Origin of the sequence: Streptomyces lomondensis (assembly GCF_014651035.1) — a bacterium.
Classification (GTDB): Bacteria; Actinomycetota; Actinomycetes; order Streptomycetales; family Streptomycetaceae; genus Streptomyces; species Streptomyces lomondensis.
The window spans coordinates 961,581-973,893 of sequence record NZ_BMWC01000001.1; the positions used below are offsets into that span (position 1 = coordinate 961,581).

Here is a 12,313-nt window from a genome sequence, read left to right on the forward strand (position 1 = left end):
GGGGGGGAGTCGCGAGCTCGCCTGTCGTTCATCGGCACGGTCAGTCAAGGTGGCTGACATCCGATGTATTGCGAAGCTCCTCGCTGTCCTCTGCTGCTTCCGGGCGCAGTCGCCATGCGGGAAGTTCGTTCTCATCACCCCAGAGTGGTCTGTCGAGTTGCCGGTGGAAGTCACACGAGTTGGTGCTGCAGCCCCTCTAGACATCCGATCTATACCGCGGCAAAGATGACGTGTCCCTCGGAGGACTCGAAGAGGTTGCACTTCCCCTCGTGTCGAACACTCATGGCTGGGAGATCTTGCCGTGACCCATGCATCCCACCCGCAGCGAAGAAGCGTCCTGAAGCTCGGCGGTGCCCTCGCCCTCACCCCTCTGATCACTCAGCTGGCCGGCGGCACCCCTGCGGGGCCGACCTTCGCCGCCACTTCCGCCGCGTCGGCGGCCGTCCGGTGGCCGACCCTGTCGCGCAAGGCGCTGAAGTACTCGGTCCCCGCCCTGGACTGGCAGTCGCAGGCCCTGCCGATCGGCAACGGCCGTCTCGGCGCCATGCTGTTCGCCGACCCCGACCAGGAGCGCATCCAATTCAACGAGCAGAGTCTGTGGGGCGGGGTCAACAACTACGACAACGCGCTCGCGGGCAAGCCCGACAGCGCGTTCGACACCAGCATGACCGGCTTCGGCTCGTACCGGAACTTCGGCGACATCGTCGTCACCTTCACCGACCGTGCGAAGGTCACGGCCCCCGGGGGGCCGTACCGCACCTCCTCGTCGGAGGGCGTGGAGAAGTCGTACGACGGCAACGCGGGCACCAAGTGGTGCATCGACGGGCCCGGTTCGAGGGTGCAGTGGCAGGTCGAGCTCCCCGAGCCCGTCGCGGTCGCCTCCTACCGTCTGACGAGTGCCAACGACGTGCCGCAGCGCGACCCGCAGGAGTGGACGCTGTCCGGTTCCGCCGACGGGGCCACCTGGACCACGCTGGACAGCCGCACTTTGCCGGCGCCCTTCGAGAGCCGTTTCCAGACGAAGGAGTTCACCTGCGCCACCAGCGGGTCGTACCGCTTCTACCGGTTCGACTTCGTCCCCAAGGCAGGGGTCAGCCACTTCCAGGTGGCCGAGATCGGTCTGTCCGGCGTCGACCTCGGTGGCGCCGCGCTGTACCTGTCGTCGCCGAGCGGGCACTCCGAAGGATCGGGTGCCGGGGCCGGGGCCCAGGCCATGGACATCTCGTGTTCGGTGGACCGCGATCCCGCCACGGTCTGGCGGGTCGACGCTGCCGCCCCCGCGGTCGTCTGGCAGGCCGACCTGCCCCGCGCGGTCGCCGTCACCGCGTACACGCTGACGGCGGCCCCGGACCGTCCGCAGGACGACCCACGGCGATGGACGCTCGAGGCGTCGCAGGACGGGCGAGCGTGGGTGACCCTCGACACGCAGAACCCCGGCGCGCCCTTCGCCAAACGCGGTGAGAGCCGGACCTTCCGGATCACCAACAGCACCGCCTACCGCACCTACCGGCTCACGTTCACCCCCGGCGAGTCGTCCACCGGCTTCCAGATCGCCGAAGTCTCCCTGGAAGGCAGGGGGTTCGACACGCGCACGCAGCGCACGTTCGTCGACTACCAGCGCGCCCTGGACTTCTTCGACGGTATCCATGTCACCCGGTTCGGCGCGCCGGGGCGGCGCGTCCTCAGGGAGGCGTTCGCCGGCCGGTCCGCGGACGTCATGGTCTTCCGATACACCTCGGACAGCGACCGGGGATTGTCCGGAGCGATCTCCTTGACGTCCGGGCAGCAGGGGGCTCCGACGACCGTCGATGCCGCCGCCCGGCGGATCGCCTTCCGCGGTGTCATGGGCAACGGCCTCAAGCACGCTTGCACCGTCCAGGTCGTGCACACCGACGGCGACTTCCGCGTCGACGGGTCGGCCCTCCGGTTCAGCGGCTGCACAAGCCTGACCCTGTTGCTCGACGCCCGCACCGACTACAAGCTCGACGCCGCCGCCGGATGGCGCGGAACCGATCCCGAACCGGTCATCGCCAGGACACTGGACAAGGCGGCCGCCCGGTCCTACGGGGAACTGCGCGAGGAGCACACCGCCGAGACACGTGCTCTCATGAACCGCGTCTCCGTCGACTGGGGCACCTCCGACGACGCCGTCGTCGCCCTGCCCACCAACGCCCGGCTGGCGCGTTACGCGTCGGGCGGCGAGGACCCGACCCTTGAACAGGCGATGTTCGACTACGGCCGGTACCTGCTGATCAGTTCCTCGCGCCCGAACGGCCTGCCCGCCAACCTCCAGGGCCTGTGGAACGACAGCAACTCACCGGCGTGGGCCTCCGACTACCACACCAACATCAACGTCCAGATGAACTACTGGGGAGCCGAGACGACGAACCTGCCAGAGTGCCACGAAGCACTCATCGAGTTCATCAGGCAGGTGGCGGTGCCCAGCCGAGTGGCGACCCGCAACGCCTTCGGAAAGGACACACGCGGCTGGACCGCCCGCACCAGCCAGAGCATCTTCGGCGGCAACGCGTGGGAGTGGAACACCGTCGCGAGCGCCTGGTACGCACAACACCTCTACGAACACTGGGCGTTCACCCAGGACATGAAGTACCTCCGTGCCGTCGCGTACCCGATGATCAAGGAGATCTGCGAGTTCTGGGAGGACCACCTCAAGGAGCGCGAGGACGGACTCCTCGTCGCGCCGAACGGCTGGTCCCCCGAGCACGGGCCGCGCGAGGACGGCGTCATGTACGACCAGCAGATCATCTGGGATCTGTTCCAGAACTACCTCGACTGCGAGGCGGCGCTCGAGGCCGACCCCGCCTACCGCGCCAAGGTCGCGGACATGCAGGCACGCCTCGCGCCGAACAAGATCGGCAGGTGGGGGCAGCTGCAGGAGTGGCAGGAGGACATCGACAGCCCCACCGACATCCACCGCCATACCTCACACCTCTTCGCTGTCTACCCGGGCCGCCAGATCACCCCGAAGACACCCGACTTCGCGGCCGCCGCCCTCGTCTCGCTCAAGGCCCGGTGCGGCGAGAAGGACGGCGTCCCGTTCACGGCCGCGACGGTGTCGGGTGACAGCCGCCGCTCATGGACCTGGCCCTGGCGGGCGGCCCTCTTCGCCCGCCTCGGTGACGGGCAACGCGCCCAGATCATGCTGCGCGGACTGCTGACCTACAACACGTTGCCCAACCTGTTCTGCAACCACCCGCCCTTCCAGATGGACGGCAACTTCGGCATCACGGGCGCCGTCGCGGAGATGCTCCTGCAGAGCCACGACGACGTCATCCACCTGCTGCCCGCCCTGCCCGACGCCTGGAAAGCCAGGGGTTCCTTCACCGGACTGCGCGCCCGCGGCGGCTACGAGGTCAGCTGTGAATGGCGGGACGGGAAGGTCACGACCTACAAGATCGTGGCCGACCGGGCACGGAACCAGGGGAACATCACCGTGCGGGTGAACGGCGCCGACAGGAAGGTGAAGCCGGTCAAGTCCTGAAGGCGGCAAAGCGGCCGCGGCGGCCGCGGGGCCATGACGGCGAACACCGATCCGTGATCGTCCCGCGCCGTTGCCGTCGTCGGCACGGCCGGTTTCGCGACCGCGTCCTGCCGACCGGTACAAGACACGTCGCGTCCGGCAATCGTGCGGAATCTCGTTGCTGGCAAGGTCGGAATCAGCCAGCAGGATGCCGTGAAGCAACCGCCACAGAGCGGCCGGGTCGGACGAATCTGACGTTCGTCGGGTTGACCGAACGAGCCGCCGACCGGGTTCCTGCGCGGCGTCACGCGGTGTGCGGTTGCAGAGAGCCGTCGTTGCCGACCTCGGCCACGGCGAACCAGCCATGGTCCGCCACCGACTGATGACCCCGTGGACGAGCTCGCTGATGAACTGCGGGATTTTGGGGACATCCTGAGGTGGTTTCAGGCCTTGGTTGTGTGCTTGAGGTGGGAGTCGAAGAAGGCCTCAATGCGTAGCCATGCGTCAACAGAGGCTTCTGGGACAGGTCCGAGCCCGGCGACACGGTACAGCGGGTGCAACAGGCGCGGGCCGAATTGTTCGTCGTTGAGGAAGGCGTGCCCTGCCTGTGGGTACTCCTTCACGTCGTGTACGACGCCGAGCCTGTCGAGGGCGGAGTCGAGCTTCGCCGCCGCTCCCTTGAGCTGTCGATCGCGCCCCCCGTAGCTGGCGACGATGGGGCAGGCGCCGGCCAGGGCCTGGTCCATGTCCTTGGGGAGCTGGCCGTAGTTGGCGGACGCGGCGTCGAAGATGCCGCTGCCTGCCGCCATAAGGGCGAAGGACCCGCCCATGCAGAAGCCGATGATCCCGACCGCGCCGGTGCAGTCGGGGTCATCGACGAGGTAGGTTCTCGCGGCGGCGATGTCCTGGTAGGCGCGGCCGTGGCCGGACAGCGCGGCCCGCATGGTGGGTATCAGGCAGCGGCGTGCGCCTCCGTCCGTGTACAGGTCGGGCATCAGGGTCAGATATCCGGCGCTTGCGAGCCGCCGCGCCTGTCGGAGCATCTCGTCATTGGCACCCATGACCTCGTGCGCGACCACGACTCCGGGCCATGGGCCAGGTCCGTCCGGCCGGACGAGATGCCCGGTCAGCCGCTTGGAACCGCCGACCGGGGCGCTGAGGTGGGTCAGGGTGACGGAAACGGGATCTGGCACGGCATCCTCCGGAAGACGACAGGGGGTGGTGTGGTGTGGGTGAGGCCGAGTCATGGTGGATCCACTCCCAGGCGCACCACAGCCCTGTAAAGAGTCCAGGACTGGGGTTCTTACCTGGGCGGTGGTGACACAGTCGTTGCTCTCTCCCCGGGCAACCGTGAAGGGCACTGGGTCCCCGTTGCGCGGGCAGGCAGCCGCGGTCGCTCCGCGCCGATCACGTCGGACGAGGCGCAGCACCGGGCCTCACTCACGTGTGCCGCCTGGGGTTGGGTCAGGCCGGGCGGACGCCGTCCACGGTGATCCGCCGCCGCCGACGCCACCGGACCCGTCACCGGCCGCCCCACCTCGTCCAGCACGCTGCCCTCCCTGATCGTGCGCATGCTCGACGTCGCCGGGATCCGCGAGGGTCACAAGGTCCTGGAGATCGGCACCGGCACCGGCTATTCCACCGCCATCCTGTGCAGCCGCCTCGGCGACAAGAACGTGTACTCCATCGAGTACGACCCGGGCTTGGCCGCCGCGGCGGCCGACTACCTCCACGCCGCCGGGTATCACCCCACCCTGATCACCGGCGACGGCCTCGCCGGACACAAGGACGACGCCGAATACGACCACATCGTGGCCACCTGCGCCGTCCGCCACATCCCCCCAGCCTGGCTCCATCAAGTACGCGCCGGCGAAACCATCACCACCACCATCAGCGGATGGATGCTCGCCTCCGGACTCGTCCGCCTCACCGTCCACGACGACGGCACCGCCACCGGCCGCTTCCACACCGACCAGATCAGCTACATGCTCGCCCGCCCCCACGAACGCCCACCCAGACCCACCTTTCACCAGCATCCCGGCCACACCCGCGCCATCCGCGTGAACCCCGCACTCCTGCAAGACTGGACCGGGCAGTTCCTCGCTCAGCTCGCCGCACCGTCCGCCGAACTCATGACCACCGGCACAGGCGTGGACCGAACCGGCCAGAAGCGGCTGGACCGTGCACCAGCACGGCCCTCTCCGCCTCTGGGATCAGGTGGAAGACGCTCTCACCGTCTGGCAGGACACGGGCTCACCCCCACACTCCGACCTCGGCCTGACCGTGGACCCCGACGGCACCCAACGCGTGTGGCTCGGAACACCCGACGGCCGCTCCTGGAACCTGCCGGTCTGACCTACCGACACAAGAGCGTCCGTCACCAAGCTGGGGGCGGGCGCCCTCAGGACGGCGCCGCGGCAGGGGCGTCTCCTTACGTAGCCATCAAGGTAGCCACGGAAGCGCCGTACCTGCACGTCCGTGCAGGTCATAGCGCTGCGGTGACTCTCCCCGGCGTACAGCCCAACTCGTCTGCCGCTCTTTATTTTCGCAGGTCAGAGGCTATATTTCCGCGCTGAACAAGCAACCCGGGGCGAATCCGGGCCTGGCGGATGGGCCGCGTATTGTTCGCCCTGTCTTCGTCATAGGGGATAGACGGAATATAACGGGCGTCCTGTCGAGGGTAGAGCGCAGTCGGAAGCCGGTGGACGGTGAGCCGGGACGCCTTGGCCGCATCGAAAGTAATGTCCGGCGTGTCTCGCTGTGAGGCGGACTGATCGCGGCCCCGCTGGGCGGTGTCGTGGCTTGCGGTCTCGTCATAGCGCGACTCGATGCGGTCGAGTATCTCACCGCACTTCCGGCCTCGCCGCCATCTGATGACCGCCCCCGACTACCGAGCCGAAAATGACCATCCGCTTCGCCATCTGGGAGCAGGTCACAGACACCGCCGGTCTGTCCACCACGGACTGAGCGCAGGCCCCACTCCCCGACACCCCGTCAGACACCCACACACCCAACGACGTGACAGCGCCCCAGCGACGCATCAGCCACCGCGCCAGTCCCCGACCCCACTCAACGCCCCTGTGAGTATGACAAGTCGAGCGCGACCGCCGGTGCTGCGTCCTCCTCAAACGGATGGTTCACGACCCTGTCACGGATGGAGCGAGGCGCGACTCCGTACACCTTGCGGAACGCCTTGTTGAAGGTCTGCAGGTCGGTGAACCCCACCATGGGGGCGACAGACTTGACCGACAGCGCCGTACGCGTCAGCAGATGGTGGGCACGGTGCATGCGGCGGTTCCTGATGTGGGCGACGACGGTGGTGCCGAGTTGCGCGCGGAAGAGTCGCGTGAGGTGGTTGTGGGACAGGCCGACTCCCCGTGCGAGCGACGCGACGCTCATGGGCTCGTTGAGGTGCGCCTCGATGTGGGAGAGAGCCGCGCGCACCGCGGGGTGCAGACCGGAGGCGTCGTCGTAGCGCGAGGACTGACGGGCCGACAAGAGGGAGAGCAGGCTCCACAGTTCGGCGCGTGCGAGCTGAGGCAGAAGGGACCTGGCTTCCAGCGCGGTCTGGAACCGGTCGCGAATGCGGGGCAGGTCGGCGCCGCAGTCCAGCATGGCGGGGAGCTCCGGACAGTCCTCGCCGGCCTGGGCAGGCAGCCGGATATGAGCGAAAAGGTGGCGGGACTCTCCCCGGTAGCGGTAGCGCGTGGCGACGCCCGGGGGCACCAGGCTGACGCGCCCCGGAGCGATCGGAATGACGGTGCCGCACACCTCCAGCTCGCCCGTGTATCCGTAGAGGTGGAGTGACCACAGGTCGGGCAGGCACCAGTCGTCGACCTGGCTGTCGACGCCGTGCAGACCGATGCCCAGGTCCGCGATGACCGGCGGCTGCGTGAGCGGCACCCTCCAGGTGATCGTCGAGTTCCGGTCCGGCATGCCGGGACCGTACATCGGGGCGTGGACGCCCGGCCAGACCCGGGCTGGCAGTAGATCAAGAGGGTGAGAACGGACCAGCGATATCCACTCCTGACCATTGGTTCCTGTCTCCCGGGAGATCTACGTTCACCCGGAACCGACCAGGACTGCCCAGCCGAGGTGATGTCGCCGTGCCCCAACGACCGGAAACGACGGGCCCTTTCCTGCCCACCGTGGAATCGCTGTCGACGTTCGAGTGCCCGGAGTGGTTCCGCGACGCCAAGCTGGGAATCTGGTCGCACTGGGGACCGCAGTCCGTGCCGCGCTACGGCGACTGGTACGCCCGCAACATGTACATCGAGGGGACCGACCAGTACCGCTACCACGTACGGACCTACGGTCACCCGTCGACCTTCGGATACAAGGACCTGGTCGCGCTGTGGAAGGCGGAGAGGTTCGATCCTGACGAGCTGGCGGACCTGTACGTCCGGGCCGGCGCCCGCTACCTCGTCGCCCTTGCGTCCCACCACGACAACTTCCTCAACTATCCCTCCCAACTGCACCGTTGGAACTCAGCGGAGGTCGGGCCGGGCAAGGACGTCGTCGGACTGTGGAGCGCGGCTGCGCATGCGCGGGGGCTGCGCTTCGGGTTGTCCGAACACCTCGGGGCCGCGTTCAGCTGGTGGTCGGTGAACAAGGGCGCGGACGCCACCGGACCCTACGCAGGCGTTCCCTACGACGGCACGGATCCGTCCTTCGAGGACCTCTACCTGTCCAACGCCGAGCACTTCGTCCCGGGGCGGCGCACCGACCCGGTTGCGCCCTGGTACACCGCCAATCCCGGCTGGCACGGACGGTGGCTGGACCTGGTCACCGAGATGATCGACCTGTACCAGCCCGACCTGCTCTACTCCGACGGGGCACCGCCCTTCGGCGTCCACGGCATGCAGGCCGGTCTGCGAGCGGCCGCGCACCTGTACAACACCAGCGCGGCCCGCCACGGTGGCCGCAACCAGGCCGTCTACACCCAGAAGGAACGGTGGTCGGAAGTCCGCCGGATCGGCGTGCTGGACGTGGAACGCAGCCAGGAACCGGCGCTCTCGCCCGTGCCGTGGCAGACCGACACCTGCCTGGGCGGCTGGTTCTACGACGTGCGCGCCGTCTACAAGAGCCCCGCTCACGTGGTCGAACTGCTCGTCGACGTCGTCGCGAAGAACGGCAGCCTCCTGCTGAACGTCCCCCAGCTGCCCGACGGGACTCTCGACGAGGAGTGCCGCCACGTCCTGAAGGAACTGGCCGGCTGGATGGAGGTGTGCGGGGAGGGGATTCACGGTTCCCGGCCTTTCGGACCGGGCGTCGAAGGTCCCAGTGGTGTCGTCGTGGACGGCTTCCGCGAGGAGCGGGTCGCCTGGACCGACGCCGACTACCGTCTCACCCGGCGTGACGACACGGTCTACGTCTTCCAGATGGCCTGGCCCGAGGACCGGCGGTCGATCATCCACAGTCTCGGTCCGCAGACCGCGATCACCTCCGTCCGGCTCCTGGGCGCGGGACCCGTCGAGTACCACCAGATCTACCCGGGAGGCGACCTGGTGGTCGAACTTCCCGAGCACCCTCCGACGCCTTACGTCAACTGCCTGGCGATAGAGGTGCGATGACCATGCGCCCTCTCACGCGAAGAAGAGTGCTGCGCGCGGGTGCCGCGCTCGGGACGTCGGCGGCGATCGCCGGGAGCACTGCCGCCTGCGGTGCCTCCCGGCGCAAGGACGAGCTGGTCTTCGGCTTCCACGGCGACACCGTCTCCATCGGGATCTACCGGCGGATCGTCGAGCTCTACCGTCGCAGGAACCTGGGCGCACGGATCAGCTATACGTACGCCGATTCCCTCGGGTTCTTCCAGCGGCTGCCGTTGATGTTCCGGGCCGGCACCGCGCCCGACGTGATGATCGTGGCCGAGAGCTGGGTGTCCGGCCTGAGCCAGCTCGGCGGTTACGCCGACCTCTCCTCGTTCGTCCGACGTGACGGCGTCAGGGAGGACCAGTGGCTTCCGGGGTCTCTCAACCCGGCCCGGATCGAGGGCCGCGTGCTCTGCCTGCCCATGATCGTCTATCCCAAGGGCGTCACCTACAACAAGACGCTGCTGGACAAGCTGGGCATCCCCTTGCCCAGGGACGGCTGGAGCGAACGTGACTTCCTGGAGACGGCCGCGGCGGCGACCTCGGGCTCGGGCGTCCGCCGGACGTGGGGCATGCGCAACGCGTTCGGCACCAACCAGCCGTACGACGTCGCCACCGTACATGGCGGACTTCCTTTCGACCCGCTGACCAGGAGGATGACCGCCACGGACGGTCGCATGGTCTCGGCGCTCCAGCTCATGCACGACCTGGTCCACACGCGTCGCGCGATGCCGGCCGCGGGTCAGACGCAGTACGCGGTGGACTTCACCAGCGGGCTGTTCGCGATGGATCTCTTCTTCGGGTACGCGCTCAGCTACCTCAGGCAGCAGATCGCGGAGAGGTTCGAGTGGGGGGTCGTGCCCTACCCCAAGGAATGGATCGGCACTTATCAGAACAACAACGTGGCGGTCTTCGAGGGGTCGAAGCGCAAGGAGGAGGCCTGGCACTTCGCCACCTTCATCGCCACCGACCCCGATGCCCAGCGGCTCCTCGAGCCGGTCGGCACGCCCGCCCTGCGGACGGCTCTGAAGGGCTGGCAGCAGGGCCTGTCGGCCGAGGACCGCATGCTGCCCTGGGCGCGGATGATCGCGGACATGGAGCACCAGCTCGTGGCCTACCAGGGCGGCATCTTCAACAAGGTCTGGGACGTGCTGGGGCAACAGGTGCAGGCGGTCGAGAACCGGGGCGTCCCGGTCCGCCGGGCACTGGACGTGGTCCAGGAACGCGGCGCACAGATCCTGCGTGCCTGAGACGGCGAAGGGACCGGAGAACATGAACGTGACGATGTACTGGCGCCGGCTGAGGCGCTCGGAGTCCGCGGCATTCTGGCTCTTCCTCGCGCCCTGGCTGGCGGGCTTCCTCGGCCTCACGCTCGGGCCGATGCTGTTCTCGCTGTTCGCGGCCTTCACACGGTGGAACGGAGTCGGTTCGCCGCAGTGGATCGGACTGCAGAACTTCCGGGTGATGTTCACCTCGGACCTGGACTTCTGGCCCTCGCTCGGGCATACCTTCCTGTACGCCGGGGCACGGGTGGCACTGGGAACAGTCCTGGCCCTCGCGCTCGCCGCCATGGTCAACACACGCATCGCCGGCCGCACGTTCTTCCGAACCGTGTTTTTCCTGCCCGCCATCGTCACGGGCGTGCCGCTGTTCGTCGTCTGGTCGTGGATGCTCGACCCCAGCGGTGGAGTCCTCAACTACCTCCTGGGCAAAGTGGGCATCCAGGGCCCTGAGTGGCTTGCCAGCAGCACCTGGGCGATTCCGGCGCTGGTCCTGATGAGCCTCACCGCGACCGGTGGCGCGATGATCGTCTTTCTCGCCGGGCTCCAGGACATCCCCCTCGAACTGCGCGACGCGGCCCTCGTGGACGGGGCCGGCTGGTGGCAGAGGTTCCGCAGGATTACGGTGCCCTTGCTGTCACCGGTCATCCTGTTCAACGTGATCATGGGCCTCATCGGCTCCCTCCAGGTGTTCGCGGAACCGTATGTGATGACCGGCGGCGGTCCCGAGCACACGACGTACTTCCTCGGTCTCTACCTGTACAACGAGGCGTTCTGGTACTCCAACGTCGGCTACGCCTCCGCGCTCGCCTGGGTGCAGTTCCTCGTCGTCGTGGTGCTCACCGTGGTGGTTCTGCGGTTCTCCCGGCGCCACGTCCACTACCTCGGCTCATGAAAGGCGACCGGCCCGTGCCCGGCACACACGCATCCTCCACCACCCTCCGGCTGACCGTCACCCGTGGCCGCGTGGCGCTCATCCCGCTCTACGTCCCCCTGTGCATCGCCGCCTTCTTCTTCGTCCTGCCCTTCCTCTGGATGCTCTCCGGCGCCTTCAAAGGTCCTGGTGAGGTCACCGCGTTCCCGCCCCGGTTCTGGCCGAGCCACATCGACGGCCGCAACTTCTCCACCGCGGCTGCGGGAGTGTCGATGTGGCGCTACTACGGCAATTCGCTGTTCATCGCCGTCGTCTCCACCGCGGGCACCCTGCTGAGCTCCTCGCTGACCGCCTTCGCCTTCGCTCACCTGCGCTCGCGCGCTCGCGGCCCGCTCTTCGCCGTCCTGCTCGCGACGCTGATGCTGCCCCCGTTCATCACCCTGATTCCGTCCTACGCCATCTACCAGCAGCTCGGCTGGCTCGACACCTACCTGCCCCTCACCGTGCCGAGCTTCCTGGGCGTGGGGTGTGCCTTCTACATCTTCCTGCTGCGCCAGTTCTTCCTCGGGATCCCCAAGGAGCTCTTCGAAGCGGCCCGCATCGACGGCGCCGGCCGTCTGCGTCAGTACGCCTCCATCGCGCTGCCGTTGGCGAAGCCGGCTCTGATCACCGTCGGTCTCTTCCAGTTCGTCGCGTCCTGGAACGACTTCTTCGGCCCGCTGATCTTCCTCACGGACTCCTCGAAGTTCACGCTCCCCGTGGGTATCCGCTTCTTCCAGAGCCTGTACCAGACCGACTACGGCACCCTCATGGCGGCCAGCTGCCTCACCGTGGCCCCGGTGATCCTGCTCTTCCTGGTCGCCCAGAAGTTCTTCGTCCAGGGCATCGCCACGACGGGTGGCAAGACGTGAAGCGGACGCTGGCCGAACGGGATGGTTCGCCGTCAGGTCTCGCCCGCTCGGGCCCCGTGGTCACCGGCGCGATGCCGGGCCGGCTGACCGCCCGAGTGGCTGCCGCCCCGTGGCCGCCTGGTCCGCTAGGACTTGTCGCGCGGTGACCCACCGCTGCCCACTGGGCGTCGTGTCAT

Annotated in this window: 7 protein-coding genes and 2 pseudogenes; 7 read left to right on the top strand and 2 right to left on the bottom strand. The window is 67.9% G+C overall.

Going from position 1 to position 12,313, the window contains the following annotated elements:
• Positions 1-301 precede the first annotated feature (301 nt).
• A complete protein-coding gene (locus tag IE255_RS04245) occupies positions 302-3,502 on the top strand; it encodes a glycosyl hydrolase family 95 catalytic domain-containing protein (protein ID WP_190048726.1) in 3,201 nt (1,066 codons plus the stop codon).
• A gap of 422 nt (positions 3,503-3,924) precedes the next feature.
• Here the strand turns inward: IE255_RS04245 and IE255_RS04250 are convergent, their stop codons facing one another.
• The gene (locus IE255_RS04250; RefSeq protein WP_190048727.1) at positions 3,925-4,728 is read right to left on the bottom strand and encodes a dienelactone hydrolase family protein; all 804 of its coding nucleotides are present in this window, start codon (positions 4,726-4,728) and stop codon (positions 3,925-3,927) included.
• Between the two features lie 252 nt (positions 4,729-4,980).
• Between IE255_RS04250 and IE255_RS04255 the strand changes: the two are divergent.
• Together IE255_RS04255 and IE255_RS39005 are read left to right on the top strand one after the other, a co-directional pair.
• Positions 4,981-5,836: pseudogene (locus IE255_RS04255) on the top strand (methyltransferase domain-containing protein); the annotation flags it as partial.
• Between the two features lie 479 nt (positions 5,837-6,315).
• A pseudogene (locus IE255_RS39005) lies at positions 6,316-6,448 on the top strand (IS6 family transposase); the annotation flags it as partial.
• A gap of 102 nt (positions 6,449-6,550) precedes the next feature.
• Here IE255_RS39005 and IE255_RS04260 read toward each other — a convergent pair.
• Positions 6,551-7,417 (bottom strand): AraC family transcriptional regulator, encoded by an 867-nt coding sequence (locus IE255_RS04260; RefSeq protein WP_190048728.1) that lies wholly within the window; start codon positions 7,415-7,417, stop codon positions 6,551-6,553.
• Positions 7,418-7,587: 170 nt separating this feature from the next.
• Here IE255_RS04260 and IE255_RS04265 point away from each other — a divergent pair, with 170 nt between their 5' ends.
• Genes IE255_RS04265 through IE255_RS04280 form a run of 4 tightly spaced genes read left to right on the top strand, consistent with a single transcriptional unit; the run spans position 7,588 to position 12,137 of the window.
• Positions 7,588-9,054 (top strand): alpha-L-fucosidase, encoded by a 1,467-nt coding sequence (locus tag IE255_RS04265; protein WP_190048729.1) that lies wholly within the window; start codon positions 7,588-7,590, stop codon positions 9,052-9,054.
• Positions 9,055-9,056: 2 nt separating this feature from the next.
• Positions 9,057-10,322, top strand: a complete 1,266-nt coding sequence (locus tag IE255_RS04270; protein ID WP_190048730.1) for an ABC transporter substrate-binding protein — start codon at positions 9,057-9,059, stop codon at positions 10,320-10,322.
• A complete protein-coding gene (locus IE255_RS04275; RefSeq protein WP_190048731.1) occupies positions 10,315-11,247 on the top strand; it encodes a carbohydrate ABC transporter permease in 933 nt (310 codons plus the stop codon). The genes IE255_RS04270 and IE255_RS04275 overlap by 8 nt, the downstream gene beginning before the upstream one ends.
• A 14-nt stretch (positions 11,248-11,261) precedes the next feature.
• Complete coding sequence (locus tag IE255_RS04280) at positions 11,262-12,137, top strand: carbohydrate ABC transporter permease (RefSeq protein WP_190048732.1); 876 nt, start codon at positions 11,262-11,264, stop codon at positions 12,135-12,137.
• Positions 12,138-12,313: the final 176 nt, after the last annotated feature.

Excerpts from the sequence above, each read along its gene's own strand:
- IE255_RS04250 (WP_190048727.1), bottom strand. The coding sequence starts at position 4,728 with ATGACTCGGCCTCACCCACACCACACCACCCCCTGTCGTCTTCCGGAG.
- IE255_RS04260 (WP_190048728.1), bottom strand. The coding sequence starts at position 7,417 with ATGCCGGACCGGAACTCGACGATCACCTGGAGGGTGCCGCTCACGCAG.
- IE255_RS04270 (WP_190048730.1), top strand. The coding sequence starts at position 9,057 with ATGCGCCCTCTCACGCGAAGAAGAGTGCTGCGCGCGGGTGCCGCGCTC.